Annotated in this window: 21 protein-coding genes and 1 pseudogene; 12 read left to right on the forward strand and 10 right to left on the reverse strand. The window is 74.7% G+C overall.

The annotated features are described in order from the left end of the window. Positions 1–180 (reverse strand): annotated as a pseudogene (locus D476_RS39385) (hypothetical protein); the annotation flags it as partial. A gap of 38 nt (positions 181–218) precedes the next feature. Further along, on the reverse strand, positions 219–971 hold the full coding sequence (locus D476_RS0125145) for an SDR family oxidoreductase (RefSeq protein ID WP_017626678.1): 753 nt from the start codon (positions 969–971) through the stop codon (positions 219–221). Positions 972–1058: 87 nt separating this feature from the next. On the opposite strand from D476_RS0125145, the gene D476_RS0125150 reads away from it, so the two are divergent. The 4 genes from D476_RS0125150 (at position 1059) to D476_RS0125170 (ending at position 5770) form a co-directional block, all read left to right on the forward strand. Further along, positions 1059–1703 carry a TetR/AcrR family transcriptional regulator gene (locus tag D476_RS0125150; protein WP_040727064.1) on the forward strand — a complete coding sequence of 215 codons (645 nt, stop codon included), beginning with the start codon at positions 1059–1061 and terminating at the stop codon, positions 1701–1703. 309 nt (positions 1704–2012) lie between these two features. Further along, positions 2013–2360, forward strand: coding sequence for a DoxX family protein (locus D476_RS0125155; protein WP_017626680.1), 348 nt, complete (start codon positions 2013–2015; stop codon positions 2358–2360). A gap of 1213 nt (positions 2361–3573) precedes the next feature. Beyond that, a complete protein-coding gene (locus D476_RS34485; RefSeq protein ID WP_051061839.1) occupies positions 3574–4188 on the forward strand; it encodes a dihydrofolate reductase family protein in 615 nt (204 codons plus the stop codon). Between the two features lie 271 nt (positions 4189–4459). Next, positions 4460–5770: a phosphoribosyltransferase family protein gene (locus D476_RS0125170; protein WP_017626682.1), complete on the forward strand. Its 1311-nt coding sequence runs from the start codon at positions 4460–4462 to the stop codon at positions 5768–5770. Here the strand turns inward: D476_RS0125170 and D476_RS0125175 are convergent. Continuing rightward, on the reverse strand, positions 5767–6345 hold the full coding sequence (locus D476_RS0125175; protein WP_017626683.1) for a dihydrofolate reductase family protein: 579 nt from the start codon (positions 6343–6345) through the stop codon (positions 5767–5769). The genes D476_RS0125170 and D476_RS0125175 overlap by 4 nt on opposite strands. 128 nt (positions 6346–6473) lie before the next feature. On the opposite strand from D476_RS0125175, the gene D476_RS34490 reads away from it, so the two are divergent. Beyond that, positions 6474–6827 carry a TetR family transcriptional regulator C-terminal domain-containing protein gene (locus tag D476_RS34490; protein WP_017626684.1) on the forward strand — a complete coding sequence of 118 codons (354 nt, stop codon included), beginning with the start codon at positions 6474–6476 and terminating at the stop codon, positions 6825–6827. Positions 6828–6968: 141 nt separating this feature from the next. Beyond that, positions 6969–7409, forward strand: a complete 441-nt coding sequence (locus D476_RS0125185) for a hypothetical protein (protein ID WP_152529426.1) — start codon at positions 6969–6971, stop codon at positions 7407–7409. Here D476_RS0125185 and D476_RS0125190 read toward each other — a convergent pair. The 6 genes from D476_RS0125190 to D476_RS0125215 all read right to left on the reverse strand — a co-directional run bounded on the left by D476_RS0125190 (position 7404) and on the right by D476_RS0125215 (position 12299). Then, a complete protein-coding gene (locus tag D476_RS0125190) occupies positions 7404–7967 on the reverse strand; it encodes a DinB family protein (RefSeq protein WP_017626686.1) in 564 nt (187 codons plus the stop codon). The genes D476_RS0125185 and D476_RS0125190 overlap by 6 nt on opposite strands. Further along, entirely contained in the window at positions 7964–9496 is a 1533-nt protein-coding gene (locus D476_RS0125195; protein WP_017626687.1) for an FAD-dependent monooxygenase, read from the reverse strand. The genes D476_RS0125190 and D476_RS0125195 overlap by 4 nt, the downstream gene beginning before the upstream one ends. Further along, positions 9493–10176, reverse strand: coding sequence for a PadR family transcriptional regulator (locus tag D476_RS0125200; protein WP_017626688.1), 684 nt, complete (start codon positions 10174–10176; stop codon positions 9493–9495). The genes D476_RS0125195 and D476_RS0125200 overlap by 4 nt, the downstream gene beginning before the upstream one ends. Positions 10177–10202: 26 nt before the next feature. Continuing rightward, positions 10203–10442, reverse strand: coding sequence for a hypothetical protein (locus tag D476_RS0125205; protein WP_017626689.1), 240 nt, complete (start codon positions 10440–10442; stop codon positions 10203–10205). A 256-nt stretch (positions 10443–10698) separates the two neighbouring features. Then, a complete protein-coding gene (locus D476_RS0125210; protein ID WP_017626690.1) occupies positions 10699–11463 on the reverse strand; it encodes an SDR family NAD(P)-dependent oxidoreductase in 765 nt (254 codons plus the stop codon). Continuing rightward, positions 11460–12299: an alpha/beta fold hydrolase gene (locus D476_RS0125215; RefSeq protein WP_017626691.1), complete on the reverse strand. Its 840-nt coding sequence runs from the start codon at positions 12297–12299 to the stop codon at positions 11460–11462. The genes D476_RS0125210 and D476_RS0125215 overlap by 4 nt, the downstream gene beginning before the upstream one ends. 98 nt (positions 12300–12397) lie before the next feature. Here D476_RS0125215 and D476_RS0125220 point away from each other — a divergent pair, with 98 nt between their 5' ends. Beyond that, positions 12398–13777 (forward strand): aminotransferase-like domain-containing protein, encoded by a 1380-nt coding sequence (locus D476_RS0125220; protein WP_449289416.1) that lies wholly within the window; start codon positions 12398–12400, stop codon positions 13775–13777. Here D476_RS0125220 and D476_RS0125225 read toward each other — a convergent pair. Beyond that, positions 13767–14114 carry a hypothetical protein gene (locus D476_RS0125225; protein WP_152529427.1) on the reverse strand — a complete coding sequence of 116 codons (348 nt, stop codon included), beginning with the start codon at positions 14112–14114 and terminating at the stop codon, positions 13767–13769. The genes D476_RS0125220 and D476_RS0125225 overlap by 11 nt on opposite strands. Between D476_RS0125225 and D476_RS0125230 the strand changes: the two genes are divergently transcribed. The 5 genes from D476_RS0125230 (at position 14115) to D476_RS34495 (ending at position 17729) form a co-directional block, all read left to right on the forward strand. Then, positions 14115–15026, forward strand: coding sequence for a helix-turn-helix domain-containing protein (locus tag D476_RS0125230; protein WP_152529428.1), 912 nt, complete (start codon positions 14115–14117; stop codon positions 15024–15026). It abuts the gene before it with no gap. Further along, positions 15023–15211: a DUF397 domain-containing protein gene (locus D476_RS0125235; protein ID WP_017626695.1), complete on the forward strand. Its 189-nt coding sequence runs from the start codon at positions 15023–15025 to the stop codon at positions 15209–15211. Before D476_RS0125230 ends, D476_RS0125235 begins: the two co-directional genes overlap by 4 nt. An 18-nt stretch (positions 15212–15229) precedes the next feature. Continuing rightward, positions 15230–15421, forward strand: a complete 192-nt coding sequence (locus tag D476_RS0125240; protein WP_017626696.1) for a DUF397 domain-containing protein — start codon at positions 15230–15232, stop codon at positions 15419–15421. Positions 15422–15461: 40 nt separating this feature from the next. Then, positions 15462–16445 carry an ABC transporter substrate-binding protein gene (locus D476_RS0125245; protein WP_017626697.1) on the forward strand — a complete coding sequence of 328 codons (984 nt, stop codon included), beginning with the start codon at positions 15462–15464 and terminating at the stop codon, positions 16443–16445. A 90-nt stretch (positions 16446–16535) separates the two neighbouring features. After that, positions 16536–17729 (forward strand): FAD-dependent monooxygenase, encoded by a 1194-nt coding sequence (locus tag D476_RS34495; protein ID WP_017626698.1) that lies wholly within the window; start codon positions 16536–16538, stop codon positions 17727–17729. The last annotated feature ends 47 nt before the right edge of the window (positions 17730–17776 follow it).

The raw sequence follows: 17776 nt of genomic DNA on the forward strand, positions 1-17776 counted from the left end.
CCCGGGGCGGCTCAGTCCCCCGGCCTTCTTCAGGGCGAGCGACCACACGATCTCCAGGAGACCGGCGGCCACCAGCACCGCCCAGGACCACCCCGTCGAGCGGTGACGGCGGCCGGGCCTCCGCCGCTCGGACGCGACGCCTTCACCGGTGCCCGCGTCGGCGCTGGTGCCGCTGTCCATGCCCGCCTCACTACCCGGTCCGGCGCCGACTCCCCGGCTCATGCCGTCACACCGCCGTCGACCGTGATCGAGGTGCCGGTGATGTACGCACCCCCGGGCCCCGCCAGATGAGCGACGGTCGCGGCGATCTCCTCGGCCCTGCCGTAGCGGCCGAGCGCGGTCAGCGCCCGCTCCTCGTCGGCGTGCTCACCCGTCGCCGGGTTCATCTCGGTGTCGGTCGAGCCGGGGTGCACGACCGACACCGTGATCCCGCGCGGCCCCACGTCCCGCGCCAGCCCCTTCGTGAACCCGACCAGCGCCGCCTTGCTCATCGCGTAGAGGCTGATGCCGGGCGCCGGGACCCGCTCGACCAGGCTGCTGCCGATGCTGATGATGCGGCCGCCCTCGCCCATGTGCCGCAATGCGGCCCGGCTGGCGACGAACACCGCGCGCACGTGCACGGCCATCGTGGCCTCGTAGTCCTCAAGGGTGAGTTCGGAGATGTCGCCGTAGGGGAAGACACCGGCGTTGTTCACCAGCACGTCCAGGGAGCCCAGTGCGGCGGCCGCGTCGTCGACGGCGGCGGTCACGGCCCCGGGGTCGGCTGCGTCGGCGCGCAGCGCCACCGCCGTGCCGCCCGCCTCCTCGATGCCGCGTACCACCTTCCCGGCGCGGTCGGGGGAGGCGGAGTAGGTCAGGGCGACGGCGCACCCCTCGGCGGCGAGCCGGGCGGCGGTGGCCGCCCCGATTCCCCTGCTTCCGCCCGTGACCAGGGCGGTCCGTCCGTCGAGCGTTCCGGTTGCGACATTCATCGGGGGGTCCTTCCGGGCTTTTTTATGTAGTGATCACTACATAATTGCTAGCATCGGCCTCGGGTGTCAAGGAAGGCGGTGAGGGCGGTGGCGGGACGCGGACGGCCACGCCGCTTCGACCGGGACGCCGCGCTCCGGACGGCCATGCGGCTCTTCTGGGAGCACGGCTACGAGGGCACCTCGCTGGCGATGCTCACCTCAGCGATGGGCATCACCCCGACCAGCCTCTATGCCGCGTTCGGGTCCAAGGACGCCCTCTTCCGCGAGGCCGTGGCGGCCTACAACGCGCCCGAGAACTCGCCCACCGACCGCGCGATGCTGCGTCCCACGGCCCGCGAGGCCGTCGAGGAGATGCTGCGCGCCAACGCCGACGCCTACGTCGATCCCGGCACGCCGCCGGGCTGCATGGTGGTGCTCTCCGGCATCAACCTGTCCGAAGGGCACGAGGACGTCGGCCGCCACCTGGCCGAACTCAGAGGCCAGGACCGCGCGAAGGTGCGCGCCCGCATCGTCCGGGGGGCCGAGGACGGCGACCTGCCCGCCGGGGCCGACGCCGATGTCCTGGCCGACTACGCGCTGACCGTGCTCCACGGCCTGTCGGTCCAGGCGCGCGACGGCGCGGACCCCGAACGCGTGCAGGCGGTCATCGACGCCGCCATGGCGGGCTGGGACGCGATGGTGCGAACCTTCGGCGACGCCGCGAGGACAGGCGGGGCGGGGCGGACCCCCTGACGGTCCGCGGACGCGGCGCCGCAGCAGTTTCCACGGGCGCCGGGCAGAGCGCGCTCTGAGTCAGCGGCCCGGTTGGGGCCGTGGGCCCGGTCGTACCTCGTCGGCGGCGTAGCAATCCGGGCTCTTCGCCAGCACGATGCGGTCGTGGCCCACGCGCTCGGCGAAGTGGAACGGTCCCACGCCCACCGGGCCGCGGGCGAGGAAATCGCGTTGCAGCGCGTCCGGTCACGTCCGTCCGGTGCGTTCCGTCAAGCCGGTGAGAGGGACGGCCGCAGAAGGGCGGCCGCCGGTACCCGAGGAGCGTCCGGGATGACCATCGCCTACACCGCCGTGACCGTGCTCGCCGCCGCCATGGTGGGCTTCTCCGCCGTCGTCCTCTTCCGTGAGGCCGACTGGATCGTCCGGGCCATGGAGCTCTACGGCGTCCCCCGCACCTGGTGGCCGTGGCTGAGCGCCGCCAAGGGCGCCGGGGCCCTGGGCCTGCTTGTCGGCCTCCTGGTCCCCGCCGTCGGCACGGCCGCGGCGGTCGGGCTGGTCCTGTACTTCATCGGTGCCGAGATCACCGTCCTGCGCGCCCGCAGCTACGCCCACATCCCCGCGCCGCTCCTCTACCTGGCCCCCGTCGCGGTCTCCCTCTGGCTCGGGGCCGCCGTATGAGGCTGCACATGAAAGGACATACGCATCGGTGGCCGGAGTCGGCCAGGACCCCCTCCTTCCGCCTCACCCCGGCAGGTGGGCGCAGCCGGGACTACTCGGGGTAACGGTCCATGGACTCTCGACCCTGTCCACCCCGCGGCCCCCTGTTTACGGTCGCGGGGCATTGTCCATGCGATTCGACCATGAAAGCCGGAATCGATGACGACAGGGCCGATGAACGCAGAGACGACAAGGGGAGCAGGTGCGAAGGACCGCCCCGCCGGACGGCACCGGGCCGCCCGGAACGGCGCCTTGGGAGGGCTCCTCAAAGGGCTCAGACGGGAGACCGCCCTCTCCGATCCCTCCACGGCGGCCGAGGAGGAGGCCATGGGCACGACGGGCGACGGCCACGGCGCCGCCGGAGGCGGCGGCGGTGCGGACCGCGGTCCCGGCGGCACCGATCGCGGTCCGGGCGGCGCCGACGGGGCGGGCCGTTCGGCGGCCCCGGCGGGCGGCCCCCCCCNGTCCTGGTCGGGCGGCGAGTGGTGGGCCCCGCTGCTGTACCGGCTGGCGAACGTGCAGCGGGCCGGCGCCGCGCACGGGCTCCTGGTCCACACCGTCGACCTCACCGGGGAGCGCCCCGCGCTCATCGCCTCCTGGCCCGGCGGCCGGGAGCGGCGGGTCCGCGTCGACGCCGGGACCGGGGCGGCGGCGCTGGTGGAGGCGCTGCGACCGGGCGGCCCCGTGGTGCCGCCCCCCGACGGCGAAGGGGAGCCCTTCGGCGAACCCGGGCCGGACGCGCCCGCCACGGTCCGCCACGCGCTGCTGCTGGAGGAGCTGAGCGGGTCGTCGCAGGCCTGGTCGGCGCGCGAGGGGGAGCGGTTCGGGCTGCTGCGCATCGAGGTGCGCACCGGCGGCGGCCGGGCGGGCGAGGCGGTCACCTACCTCGCCGCCGAGCGCCCGGCGCGCGGTGACGCGGTGGTGCTGCGGGTGCCGCCGACGGCGCCCGCCGAGATCGCCGGGGTCGCCTACCGGGTCGTGGACCGGCTCCGGTGGACCCGCACGACCGGGCTGCCGATGCTGGGCCGGATCGCGGGCCGCGAGGCCTTCCTGGACTTCCTGCCCTGAGCTCCGGGCCCGGCGGGAGCTGGGCCCGGAGCTCAGGCCCCGGCGCCGACGCCCCGCCACCGGGTGGGTCCCCGCGAACGTCACCCGTGCGCATTAGCGTCGGTGCATGGGAAAGGCCGTTCTGATGTCATCGGTGTCGGTCGACGGGTACATGGAGGGGCCGGGGCGCAGCCTGGCCTGGCACATGGTCGACGACGAACTCCACACGCACTTCAACGGCGTCCTGCGCACCGCCGGGGCGTTCATCTCCGGCCGGGTCGGGTACGAGCTGGAGGCCCGGGTGTGGCCCGGGGCCGACGCCGACCCCGAGAGCACCGGGCCGATGGTCGAATTCGCCCGCATGTGGCGCCAGAAGCCCAAGTACGTCTTCTCCCGGACGCTGACCGGGGCCGGGTGGAACACCACCGTCGTGCGCGAGGTGGACCCGGAGCACGTCCAGGGGCTCAAGGAGCGCCACGGCGACCTGTACCTGGGCGGTGCCGACCTGAGCGGCGCCTTCCTCCGGCTGGGCCTGGTCGACGAGATCCGGCTGTACGTGCACCCGGTGCTCGTGGGCGGCGGGCGCCTCCTCTTCCCGGGCGGGGACGGGCTCAGGGCGCTGGACCTGGTCGAGCAGCGGGTGTTCGGCAACGGTGTGGCGCTGCTGCGCTACGCCTTCCCGCCGGGCGCGGAGCCCGGATCGGGACCGGGCGCAGGGGAGGGGGAGAGGGCGGTGCCGTAGGGGGCGCCCTGGACCGCCGCCGCCCGTCGGCGCCCCGGCGGAGCACGTCGGCGGCCGCGCCGGAGATCTCCACGGGGGCACCGGCGGGCGCCGTGCAGGTGGGGGGCCAGCCCGCCACCATCAACGCGGTGCCCCGGGGGAGTGGTCCGGGAGCGCTCGCCATGGCACCGGGGCCACGCGGGCAGATGCCGAATCTTCATTGTAAAGGTAGTGAAATCGGGCATTCGCTCCGCCTGGTCGGGCAGGACTCCCGGTGAAGGGGGATGCGGCCATGACCTTCACACAGCGCGCCTTCGACGACCGCGACGACGCCGGCCGCCGCCTGGGGCAGCGGCTCGCGCGCGGCGGCGAGGCGGACAAGGAGCCCATCGTGCTGGCGCTGCCGCGCGGCGGCGTCCCCGTGGGCTACAGGGTCGCCGAGGAGATCGGCGCCCCGCTGGACATCATCGCCGTCCGCAAGCTCGGCCTGCCCGGCCACGAGGAGCTGGCCATGGGCGCCATCGGCGAGGGCGGCGTGCGCATCCTCAACGAGGGGGTCGTACGGGAACACGGCGTCACCGAGGACGCGCTGGAGGAGGTCGAGCGGGCCGAGCGCGCCGAGCTGGAGCGGCGGGCGGCGCTGTTCCGCCAGGGGCGGCCGCGCTCCTCCCCGGCCGGGCGCACCGCCGTGGTGGTCGACGACGGGGTGGCCACCGGCTCCACCGCCCGAGCCGCGTGCCGGGTGGCCCGCGCACAGGGGGCGGTGCGGGTGGTGCTGGCGGTGCCGGTCGGCGCGCCCGCCGCCCTGGAGGCCCTGGCCCGGGAGGCCGACGAGGTGGTGTTCCTGTCGGCGCCGACGTGGTTCCAGGCGGTGGGCGAGTGGTACGCCGACTTCGCCCAGACCACCGACGAGGAGGTCACCGAGCTGCTGCGGGAGCGCGGGCCGTCCGCAGCGCAGGCCGTGGACGCCGAGGTGGAGGCCGAGGCGGCCGGGGTGCGCCTGGGCGGGCGCCTGACCGTGCCCGAGGGGGCGCGGGGAGCGGTGGTCTTCGCGCACGGAAGCGGCAGCGGTCGGCACAGCCCCCGCAACGTGCGGGTGGCCGGGCTGTTGAACGGCGCCGGGCTGGGCACCCTGCTGGTCGACCTGCTCACCGAGGAGGAGGGGGAGGATCGGGACCTGGTGTTCGACATCCGGCTGCTGGCCGAGCGGCTGCGCGGGGCCGCCGACTGGCTGGGAGCCCGGCCGGAGGCGGCGCACCTGCCGACGGGGTACTTCGGTGCCAGCACCGGGGCGGCGGCCGCGCTGGTCGCGGCGGCCGACGCGCCGTCGGGGATCGGCGCCGTGGTGTCCCGCGGGGGCCGCCCCGACCTGGCCGGTGCCCGGCTGGCGGCGGTGCGGGCGCCGACCCTGCTGATCGTCGGCGGGGAGGACACGGCGGTGCTGGACCTGAACCGGCGGGCACGGGAGGAGCTGGCCTGCGAGAGCGCCCTGGAGGTCGTGTCCGGCGCGGGCCACCTGTTCGAGGAGCCGGGGGCCTTGGACCGGGTGGCGGAGCTGGCGTCGGACTGGTTCGGGCGGCACCTGCCCTCGGCGTCCTCCTAGCGCACCACGCGGTGGTGGAGGAAGACGACCCCCGAGTCGAAGGTGCGGGACTCGACGAGTTCGAGGTTCACATGGCGCTCGTTCCTGGGGAAGTACGGGATGCCGCCGCCGACGAGGACCGGGCAGACCCGAACCCGGTACTCGTCGATCAGGTCCGCCGCGGCGGCCTCGGCGGCGAGGGTGGCGCCGCCGATCGCGATGTCGCCCCCGCCCGGCTCGGCCCGCAGCCGCCGGATCTCCTCGGCCACGGTGCCCGAGGCCAGGCGCGCGCTGCCCCGCACCTCCGACAGGGTGGTGGAGAAGACCACCTTCGGGAGCGGGTTCCACACCGAGGCGAACTCCAGCAGCGGCGGGTCGAGCGCGCGGTCCCGGCCGGGGGTCCGCCACTCGGCGTCCTCCCAGTAGAGCATCGTCTCGTAGAGCCGCCGCCCCAGCAGGTGGACGCCGAGCGCCCGGACCTCGTCGGTGGCGAACCGGAACAGCTCCTCGTCGGGCGCCGCCCAGTCGAAGCCCCCGTCCGGCCCGACGATGTAGCCGTCGAGCGAGACCGTCAGCGAATAGGTGACCTTGCGCATCGGGGGTCCTCCTGGGCGTCGGGGCCGGGCGGCGAACTCGGCCCACCCCTACCATCGGAGGCCGACGTTCGGGGGCGGACACGCCCTAGTAGGCGAGCTCTCCGATGCCGCCGTCGACGCGGAGCACGGTGCCGGCGCTCCGCGAGATCCTGACCCACCCGGCGCGGCTGGACGAGCTGGTCTCCGACGCCGGCATGCCGCACGGCTGCCTCGTCGGCAACACCACCGCCGAACTCGTTCCGTACGACGGAGAGGCCACGGAGATCGTCACGCGCTCCTACCGCCGGTTCACCGACATCGTCACCGACGCACTGCGCCGTGCCCAGGCCGCCGGGGAGGTCACCGACAGCGCCGCCCCCGAGGCCCAGGCCCGGCTGCTGCTGTACGTCGTCCAAGGCCTCTCGCTCGTGTCGAGGGCGGGTCCCGACAAGGAGGCGGCCCTGGCCGCGGTCGACGCCGCGATCGACGGCCTGCGGGCGTGACCGGGCGGAGCCTGCGCACCGTTTGACGGTGGAGCCGCCGAGCGTGACCACCAGCGGCCAAGTGGCCCCTGTGCCTCGGGGGACCCCCGGTGTCAGAGCGCGGCGCAATACTGTGGGACCCCATACCCCTGGGAGGCCGCCATGTGTGGTGAACCGCAGAAGAACGCGCCCGCGCCCCGCACGCCCCTTCCCCGTCGGTTCGCGGTGCGGTTCCCCGTCCTCGGGTTCGTCACGGGCCTGGCGGCCACCGCGGTCGTCGCGGGCGCGGGGACCGTCGCCGTCGCGTCGCTCCCGCTCCTCCTCTTCTTCCGGGCGCCCGTCGAGCGGGCCGTCGGCCTGGGGGCGTGGGACCTGTGGGCGATCCTGGTGGCCGCCGTCGCCGCCACCGCGGCCGCCGCGTTCTGGGTGGTGCGCGCGCACGGGGACGAGGACGGCATGGAGGACGGGGCCCACGGCCCGGTCGAGCGGTTCGACCGGGTGGTGCACCGGGTCTCCCGGGCCGTGGTCTACGTCCTGTTCCTGGCCGTCACGGTCTTCGACCTGCTGCTGCCCCTGTGGGCGTTCTCCACCGGCGCCCTATGAGTCCCGGGGCCGCGCTTCGGGGCGGTTGAGGTACAGGTGGTGCAGCAGGCCGATCTCGGACACGTTCTTGGCCAGCTCCACGGTGACCCAGCCCGCCGCGTCGCCGAGGGGCATCTCGACCTCCCAGGGCAGGGCGGCGGTCCGGTCGGCCGAGTCGAGGTCGGCGGCGGTGGCCCCCTCCAGCGCCGTGCGCCAGGCGGCGTGCAGCCCGCGCAGTTCCCCGGCGGCCGCCTCCGCACTCCCGGGCCAGGTGATGGAGGTGCGCTCGGGCGGTTCGCCGCCGCCGAAGCAGACCTCGTGCACGGTGGTCCACCAGTAAGCGATGTGCCACATGGTCCAGGCGATGGTGACGGGCGGGGCCGGGTCGGGTTCGGGGGCCTGCCAGTCGGGCGCCCATGCGCCGCCGGGCCCGGGCCGGACGCTCCAGGCGCCGGGGGCGGGCTCCCAGAGCGCGGCACGGTCGTCGATGCCCTCCAGGTGGTGCTCGAAGAGCGCCCAGGCGATGTCGAGCTGCCCGAGGAGGAGTTTCACGCGGGGTTCGGTGTCGGTGTCGGTCACGCGCGCAGTCTGGCAGTGGGCTCGGGGGCGCCGCCATCGGATTCTCCGCACCAGCGGGCGACGGCGTTCCGCAGGTCGCCGGTCTGGCGGCCGTCGGCGGTGCGCACCCACGCGGTGTGGCCGTCCGGGCGCAGCAGCAGCGCGGCCGCGCCGTGGGCGGCGGCGCAGTGGGCGTCGACGGTGCGGACCCCGGCCTGCCGGGCGCCGTCGGGGGCGTCGGCGCCGTTGAGGGTCACCAGGAGCGGGCGCCGCCGGGAGACCAGCTCGGACAGGCGGACGCGGCGCCCCTCGGCGACCAGGTCCAGGTCGGGGGCCAGGCGGCCGAGCCAGGGGTGGGCTCCGGGGTCCTCGGCGCCCATGGGGTGGCGGGTGTCCAGGCCGAGGAGGGTCTCGGCGAGCGCGGCCGGGGCCCCGGGGCGGGACAGCAGGTCTTCGAGCAGGTCCGCGAGGGGGCGCAGGTCCGGGTCGTCGCGGCCCAGGAGCGCCTGGGCGCGGGTGTGGGCCAGGACCCGCTCGGCGGCGGGGCGGCGTTCGGCCCCGTAGGTGTCGAGGAGGCCGTCGGGGGCGGTGCCCAGGACGGTGCGGGCGAGCTTCCACCCGAGGTTGTGGGCGTCTTCGAGGGCGACGTTGACGCCGACGGCCCCGGCGGGCGGGTGGATGTGGGCGGCGTCCCCGGCGAGCAGCACGCGGCCGTCGCGGTAGCGCTCGGCCAGGCGGGCGGCGTCGCCGAAGCGGGTGAGCCAGATGTGGTCGGCCATGCGGACGGGGCGGCCCAGGGCGTGTTCCAGGGCGTCGGCGAAGAGCGCCGGGGAGACGGGGGAGTGCGGGTCGTGGGGCGGGGCGGGGTCGGTGAGCATGGCGCGCACGTAGCCGGGGCGGGGGAGCACGAGGACGGTGCCGCCGGGGCCGGTGTGCGGGCCGGGCGGAAGGTCGCCGGGGTCGGCGGGGACGATGTCGCCGAGGAGGTGCCAGGTGGTGGCGGGGGTTCCCGGGAAGCCGATTCCGGTCTGCTTGCGGACGGTGCTGCGGCCGCCGTCGCAGCCGACGGTGTAGGCGGCGGAGACCTCGACGGGGGAGGGGGAGTCGGCGGACCCGTCGGCGGCGGTGGCGAGGGCGGTGGTGCCCTCGGCGTCGTGGCGCAGGGCGTGCAGGCGGTGGCCGCGCAGCAGGCGGGCGCCTTGGGCCAGGGCGTGCTCCTCCAGGATCTCCTCGACGCGCGACTGGGGGATGCCCAGGGTGAAGGGGTGGTCGGTGGCGGCGCCGTGCAGGTCGGCGGTGACCGGGAGGCCGACCGAGGGGGCGTGGGGGACGGGGTGGCCTTCGGCGAGGAACGGCGCGGCCAGGCCGCGGCGGGCGAGCAGGTCGAGGCTGCGGGCGTTGAGGGAGAAGCCGCGCGAGCGGCGGGGCCGCTGCGGGTCGCGCTCGACGATGAGGGTGTCCACGCCCTCGGCGGCGAGTTCGGCGGCCAGGAGCAGTCCGGCGGGACCGGCCCCGGCGATGAGGACGTCGGCGGTCAGGGAGCGGGTCATCGGTGGGCCTCCGGGCGGTCGGACAGGTTCCCCGTATCGGTGGACGCGGCGCCGGAGGCGGTGTCGGACGCGGTGTCGGACATGGTGTCGGACGCAGCGCCGGGTCCGTCGGCGGACAGGCTGCCGGAGCGGAGCTCTTCGGCGGTGGCCAGCGCCCACTGGCGTTCGGCGGCGATCATGTGCAGGGCGTACTCGGCCTCGATCATGTGCAGGCGGGGCAGGCCGGAGTCGCCGAGGGCGGAGGCGAGGCCGCTTTCGAGCCGTTCGGCGCGCTCGGCGAGGCGGGACGCGCGCTCGGTGAGGGCGTCGGCGGCGGCATCGGTGCCCAGGGCGCCGATGTAGGCGACGGCCGAGACGAACTTGGGGTACTCGTCGTCGGCGGGGACGCGGATGAGCGCGTCCAAGCGCTCGGTGAAGGCGGTGCGGCCGGTGTCGGTGAGCGCGTAGACGGTGCGCTGGGGGCGGTTGCCGTCGCTGACGGTGCCCGCGTCGCGGATCAGGCCGTTCTTCAGCAGGGCGCGGACGGTGTCGTAGAGGGTGCCGGTGCTGAGCCGGAAGGCCGAGTCGAGGCCGCGCTCGCGCAGGGTGGACATCATCTCGTAGGGGTGCATGGGCTTTTCGAGGAGCAGGCCCATGACGGCGAGGGAGAGCGGGTTGGCGGCCGCGCTTCGGGCGGGCATGCGGAGACCTCCGTATTCGGAACCGACTATTCGTTTCCGAATACTATACGCGAAGGCGGCCCCGTCGGCACGTGCCGACGGGGCCCGGCGTAGGACGCGGTGGCGGTGGCGTCGATGAAGACCGCGTCCCGCTCGGTGGAGGCGGCGCCGAGGGCGGGATCCTCGGCACCGGCGGCGTTCACCACCGCGTCGACGCCGCCCAGCGCCTCCCGGTAGCCGCGCAGGCCGTTCGCGCGCAGGTCGATGCCCACATCGGCGCGCGGCATCGCTCCCGGCCGTGACCTCGCCGTGTCCGGGGGCGCCCCGGGCCTGCCTGCCGTCCGGCGGCTTTCTGGCGTGCGGCGAGATCGGTCCGGGCGGGTGGTCGTGCGCGTTTGTAGCGGCCGTTGGGCGGGGGGGCTCCGAGGTCGCCTGCGGTGTGCGGATCCGGAGCCGGGCAGGCCGGGCGACCGGGGACGCCCTACCGGCGACCTTCCTCGGTCCGGGGGCGCAGGCGCCCGGACCAAGGCCGGGACCGCCCCCTCACCCCTCGCGGTGGATGCGCAGTGGGCCCGCGCTCTGCACCACCGGCATCATCTCCACGGTGTTGATGTTGACCCGCGCGGGCTGGGACACCGCCCAGTGCACCGCCTCGGCCACGTCCTCCGGGGTGAGCGGGTCGGTCCCGGCGTACGGCGCGGCCGCGCGTTCGGTGTCGCCGGAGAAGCGCACCTCGGAGAACTCGGTGCCGCCGGTCAGGCCGGGCTCCACGCAGGTCACCCGCACGCCTGTGCCGTGCAGGTCGGCCCGCAGGTTGCGGCTGAACTGGCTGACGAACGCCTTGGTCGCCCCGTACACGTTCCCGCCCGGGTAGGGGTAGTGGGCCGCGACCGAGCCGATGTTGACCACGTGGCCCCGCCCCCGGTCGACCATGCCCGGCAGCAGCGCGCGGGTGCAGTTCATCAGCCCCGCGCAGTTCGTGTCGACCATGCGCTGCCACTCGTCCGGGTCGGCCTCGTGCGCAGGTCCCAGGCCCAGGGCCAGCCCCGCGTTGTTGACCAGCACGTCGACGGCGGCGAAGTCGGCGGGCAGCGAAGAGGCCGCACGCACGACCGAGTCCCGCTCGCGCACGTCCACGGTGACGGGGTGGAGCAGCGGCGCCAGCTCCTTCTCCAGTGCGGCGAGCCGGTCGGCGCGGCGCGCGGCGGCCACCACCCGGTGGCCCTCACCGGCGAACATGCGGGCGATGGCGGCGCCGAATCCGGAGCTGGCGCCGGTGATGAAGACGGTGTGCTTGTCGGTGCTCATGGGGCGATTGTCTCCAACAGGGAGTCGAGGGCCCGGCCGAACCCCTCGGGGTCCTCAAGGTTGGGCAGGTGGGCGGTGCCGGGCAGCACCTCGCGGCGGGCGCCGGGGACGAGTTCGCGGATGGCGCGCGCCTCCTCCACCGGTGTGAAGGGGTCCTCGGTGCCGACGACGACCATGGCCGGCACGGCCGCGCGGGCCAGGGAGGGACGCGGGTCGGCGCGCCGGGCGCGTCCCCGGAGCCCGGCGGCGGCGCCGTGTGGTGGGGCGGCGCGCATCATCTCCAGCACGTACCGGGCCAGGCCGGGGTCGCGCTCGGCGGTGGCGGGGGCGAGCATGCCGGAGAGCAGCTCCCGGGCGTAGGCGTCCATCCCCTCGGCCAGGACACGGTCGGCGGCGGCGTCGCGCCGGTCGCGGCCCTCGGGGGTCTCCGGCGGGGCGGAGGTGGCCGCGAGCAGCAGCCCGCGCACCCGGTCGGGGAAGAGGCGGTGGAACTCCATGGCGATCTGCCCGCCCATGGACAGCCCGCCGACGACGGCCGAGCCCAGGCCGAGGCGGTCGAGCAGGGCGGCGCCGTCGCGGGCGAATTCCTCGAAGGGGGTGGTGTGGGCCTCGGACGGGGCCTGGCCGTAGCCGCGCAGGTCGGGGACGAGGGCGCGGTGGCCCGCGGCGGCGAGGCGTTCGGCCTGGGGGCGCCACATGGAGCGGTCGAAGGGGTGGCCGTGGAAGAGGAGGACGGGCGGGCCGTCCTCCGGGCCGAGGTCGTCAAGGGCGGGCTCGCCGCCGGTGGCGGGGACGGCGGTGGCGGAGGGGACGCCGCGTTCGGGCGCTGTGGGCATGGGCGGGGACCTCCCGGTGGGGCGGTGAGCGGTGGAGGGCGTGTGGGCCCGCGGAGCAGACGCTAGGCCCGCGCTCGATCTCGGAGCAATGATCTGGAATGCTCTCGGAGCAATGCGCAACCGCTCCGAGACCGGGGCGGCGAGGACGGAGGCGAGGGGCAGTGGGCGCGGAGGACTACCGGGTGGTCGCCGACACGATCGCCGAGGACATCGCCCGGGGGAGGCTGCGGCCGGGGCAGCGCCTACCGCCCCAGCGGCGCTTCGCCCGGCAGCGGGGCATCGCCCCCTCCACCGCCGCCCGCGTCTACGGCGAACTGGTGCGGCGCGGCCTGGCCGTGGGCGAGGTCGGCCGGGGCACCTATGTGCGCGCCGGGCCGCCGCCCGCCGACACCGCGCTGGCCGAGCCCGGCGCGGCACTGGTCGACCTGGAGCTGAACTACCTGGTGCTCGACGGGCAGGAGGAGGCGCTCGCCGCCTCGCTGCGGCGGCTGCTCCGCCCGGGGGCGCTCGGCGGCGCCCTGCGTCCCGCCCAGGTCGGGGGCGGCCCCGGACTGCGGAGCGCGGTCGCGGACCTGCTCGGGAGGGGCGGCTGGACCCCGGATCCGGACGGCGTGCTGTTCGCGGGGAACGGGCGCCAGGCGATCGCGGCGGCGCTGGCCGCGCTGGTGCCGACGGGGGAGCGGTTCGCGGTGGAGGAGTTCACCTACCCGGTGGTCAAGGGCATCGCGGCGCGGCTGGGCGTGGTGCCGGTGCCCGTGGCCATGGACGGGGAGGGGATGGTGCCCGAAGCGCTGCGCGAGGCGCACCGGGCGGCGCCGCTGCGGGCGGTGTACCTGCAGCCGACCCTGCACAACCCGCTGGGGGCGACCATGTCCGGGCGCCGCAAGCGCGGGATCGCCCGGATCGTGGAGGAGCTGGACCTGGTGGCCGTGGAGGACGCGGTGTACGCGTTCCTCAAGCCGGGGCCCGAACCGCTGGCCGCGCACGCGCCGGAGCGGACCGTGGTCACCGACAGCCTGTCCAAGCGGGTCGCCCCGGGGCTGACGCTGGGGTTCGCGTGTGCGCCGCCGCGCCTGCGGGAGCGGGTGGCCGGGGCGCTGCGGTCGGGGACGTGGGCGGCGACGGGGTTCGCGCTGGAGGCCGCGGCCGGGCTGGTCGCCGACGGGACGGTGGCGGGGCTGGTCGAGGGCAAGCGGCAGGCGGCGGAGCGGCGTCAGCGCATCGCTGCGGCGTGCCTGGAGGGGGAGGCGGTCACGGCCGATCCTGGGGCGTTCCACCTGNCGTTCACGGCGGCCGCGGCGCGCCGGGGGATCGCGGTGACCCCGGCATCGGCGTTCGCGGTCGGGCGGGGACGGTCACCGGCGGCGGTGCGCCTGGCCCTGGTAGCCCCGGGCGAGGGGGAGCTGAAGGCGGCACTGGAGGAGCTGGTGCGGTTGGTCCGCTCGTCCCCGGAGGAGGCGGAGCGGGTCAGCTCGTGATGAGGGTCCCGATGACCCGGTCCACGGCCAGGTCCAGGCGGTCGGCGTCGACGCGGCGGAGGCGGCCGTCGGAGTGGAGCCAGGCGAACGTGCGGCCGTCGACGATCACGAGGACGTCGGGGGTGCCGTCCCGGACGGGGAGGGCGAGATAGGGCTGTGGGCCGTCGTGCCACACGTAGTCGTCGCGGCCGCGGCGGATGGCGTCCTCCCAGCCGTGGACCCAGGTGCGCAGGCCCCGCCGCTTGAGGGCGGACTGGAGCTCCTGAAGGCGGCCCCACTGCCGTCGGCGCTCGGCGGCACGGACGGACTCGTGCATGTCCCGGATCGTCTCTCGCATGTGATCGAGGCTGTCACCTGGAAGAACAGAGCTGAAGACATCGCACTGAACGGTGCTGGGGGAGAACTCGAAAGTCCTGACGGGTGCACGAGGACATGGGAAAATCGGCACATGCCTGAGAATCCTGTGCCGGCGTGGGCACAGTTCGGTAAGTACCTGCGGGAAGCCCGACGTGAAGCCGACCTCTCTCTGGACGGACTGGGTGCCCGCGTTCCGTATTCGGCCTCCCTCATCAGCAAGATCGAACGCGGAGTGCGGTCCCCGAACCAGGACATTGTGCAGGCCCTCGACAGCGCCCTCGGTACGAACGGCGAGCTTCTCCAAGCCTGGAAGGACGCCGACCGGGCACGGAACGAACCCTTCTGGTTCGAGCAGGCCGCGGAATACGAGAAGCAGGCGACGCGCATCTGCTTCTTCCACCCGTTCGTGCTGCCGGGGTTCTTTCAGGAGCCCGAATATGCGCGGATTCTGGTCTCGCACGCCGACCCATCGGCCGATACCCGGGCGGTCGAAGGCGTTGCGGACGCCCGCCAGGGGTGGCGCGAGACGCTGAGGGGTGCCCATCTGGAGGTCGTCATCCCTGAGCAGGTGTTGCGGGCGGACGTAGGCGGCTCTGAGGTGATGCGTCCGCAGTTGGATCGCTTGGTGCGGGAGGCGGCCGATGCGTCCGCTACCATCCAGGTGCTTCCTGTCGGCGTCCCGGACTTCTCCTGGACGGTCGGGGCGTTCCGGCTGATGTACAGGCAGTACAAGCCGTTCATGCTCTGCACCGAGCACGCGGGCGGGGAGACTCTGAGCCGGGACAAGTCGCTCATCCAGCAGCTTGAGCGGGCCTTCGGCCGGCTCCAGGTCTGGTCGCAGTCGCCGGTCGATTCAGTCGAGATGATGGTGCGGATTAGGGAGTCGCTTTGACCGAGTGGCGCAACGGCTGGCGTAAATCGAGCTACAGCCAGGGAAAGACGACCTGCGTCGAGGTCGCCGAGTCCTCGTCCAGAGTCCTCGTTCGGGACACCCGGTACAGAGAGCTGGGGCATATGTCGTTCCCCCACGCAGAGTGGGTCTCCCTGCTTCGCGAGCTCAAGCGCGACGGCCGGTGATGGCGACGGGGGGCGGGCATGAACGACGTTGAGCGCTGGCCGTGGGCCAAGTCGGCGCACAGTGGTCGCGAGTCCGGCCGTGTGGAGGTCGCGAAGGCGGAGGGGGCCGTCCATGTCAGGGACACGCAGAACCGGGGTCTGGGCCACCTGTCCTTCCCGTGCGCCGAGTGGGCCGCGCTCCTCCGTGAGGTGAAGGCCGACCGCTCCTGACCTATTGATGAGGTTAGCCTAACCGAATAGCATCACCCCTATGCGCGTGTCCCCCGCCGTCGCCGCCTCGCTGGCCGCCCTCGTCCTCGCCCTCGCCGGGTGTACCTCGGGGGCCGATCCGGCCCCGGCGGGGGATACCCGCACCGTCGACAGCGCCACCGGCTCCGTCGAGGTGCCCGCCGACCCCGAGCGGGTCGCCGTGCTGTGGCGCCCCACCCTCGCGGCCGCCACCCGCCTGGGGACCGACGTCGTCGGCACCCTGGGCGACCCCTCCGCCGACGACGGCGGGCTCGCCCCCTTCCTGCCCGACGGCGCCGACGCCCCTCCCGTCGTCTCCGGCTCACCCGCCGAAGGCGACGTCGACCTGGAACGCCTGGCCGAAGCCGCCCCCGACCTCATCATCGGCGTCTCCACCGACCTCGGCGCCCAAGCCGACACCCTCCCCGAACTGGAGGCGATCGCCCCCACCGTCCTGCTGGAGTGGACCGGCACCGAGTCCTGGCGCGGACACCTGGCCGAGGTCGCCGAGGTCCTGGGGGTCCCCGACGAGGCCGACGCCGCCGAGCAGGAGTACCGGCTCGCCGTCGAGCAGGCCCGCGCGCGCATCGAGGACGAGGTCGGCGATCCCGCCTCCGTCGAGGTGTCCCTGCTGCGCCTGCAGAGCCCCCAGGAGATCCGCATCGAGACCCCGGCCTCCTTCCCGGGGCAGATCGCCGACGACCTGGGGCTGGCCCGTCCCGAGGGCCACGACGAGCCCGACGCCGACCGCGACTTCATCTCCGAGAGCTACGAGAACCTGGAACGCGCCGACGCCGACGTGCTGTTCGTGCTCTCCGGCAGCGGCTATGAGGACGCCCCCGCCTCCTACGGCTCGGGCGTGTGGGCCGACCTGCGCGCGGTGCGGGACGAGCGGGTCTACGCCGCCGACTACGACCACTGGGGCGCCTCCAACCACTACGCCGCGCTGCGCGTGGTCGAGGAGATGGCCGACGGTGTCACCGGGGAGGCCGAGCCCGCGCTGTGACGGCGCTCTCAGCGTCCGGTCAGCGCTGTCAGCCCTTCGTAAGCACCGGCGCCGACCATGGGGAAAAGCCCTCACCCCCTGGGAGCGACCATGGAGACCACCGTCCTCATCTCCGGCTGCGGAGTCGTGGGCCCCACCCTCGCCCACTGGCTGCGCCGCAAGGGATTCGCGCCGACCATCGTCGAGCGCGCCCCCGAACCGCGGGCGGGGGGCCACCGCATCGAGCTGTCCGATCCGGCGATCGAGGCCCTGCGGCGGACCGGTGTGCTCGACCGTGTACGCGACCTCGGCGGCACCCTGCCCAATGTCGAGGTCTACCCCTTCGGCGGAGAGCGCGCCCTGAGGATGAGCGTCCCGGCCGACGGCGCCGGGCTGGCGATCCGGCGCGGCGAGCTGTGCGCGACACTGCTGGACCGGGCGCGCGACGACGCCGAGTGCATCTACGGCGACTCCGTCACCGCCCTGCACGAGGACCCCGGCGGAGTCGACGTGGAGTTCGAGCGCGGCCCGGCCCGCCGCTTCGGCCTGGTCGTCGGGGCCGACGGGCTGCACTCCAACGTGCGCTCCCTGGCCTTCGGCGGAACCACGGCCGACCACTCCCACTACCTCGGCACCCACCTGGTCATCTTCAGTACCCCCAACACGCTCGGCGTGCGCGACACGGTGATGTTCCGGCCGGGGCCCTACCGGGGGTGCGGCATCACCGCCTTCCCCGGCAACGGGATCCTCGAAGGGTTGTTCCTGTTCCGCAGCGAGCGCCCCATGGACACGCGCGCGTTCGGCCCGGAGGAGCGCGACGCCTTCGTCGAGCGGCTCTTCGACGGCCTCGGGTGGCGGGTGCCGTGGCTGGTGGAGGCCATGCGCGACGCCAAGGACGTCCACTTCGCACCGTCGCTGCAGATCAAGATGGACCGATGGAGCGCCGGGAGGGTGGCGCTGATCGGTGACGCCGCCTTCTGCCCCGATCCGATGACCGGCCAGGGCAGCGTGCTGGGCCTGGTCGGCGCGGTGGTCCTGGCCGGGGAGCTGGCCGCCGCCGACGGTGACCACGCGCGTGCGTTCGCGGCCTACGAGGCGGCGATGCGCGGTTTCGTGGAGAGCTCCCAGAGCGTGGGCGGGTACTCCACGGGGTTCGTGGCCCCGCGCACCGGCAGGATCGGGATGGCGGCGCGGGGTGCGGCTCTCGCCGCTGGGATGGAGGCGGCGCGCCTCGCCTTCCGCCTGGGAGTGCGGCCTCCCCGGGGGCCGGGTGCCGATGTGGACCTGTCCCGCTACGACACCTGAACCGGGCGGTGAACGCAGGAATGGAGAGGGGGATATACCGAGATTTC

It is taken from the genome of Nocardiopsis chromatogenes YIM 90109 (assembly GCF_000341185.1).
Classification (GTDB): domain Bacteria; phylum Actinomycetota; class Actinomycetes; order Streptosporangiales; family Streptosporangiaceae; genus Nocardiopsis_A; species Nocardiopsis_A chromatogenes.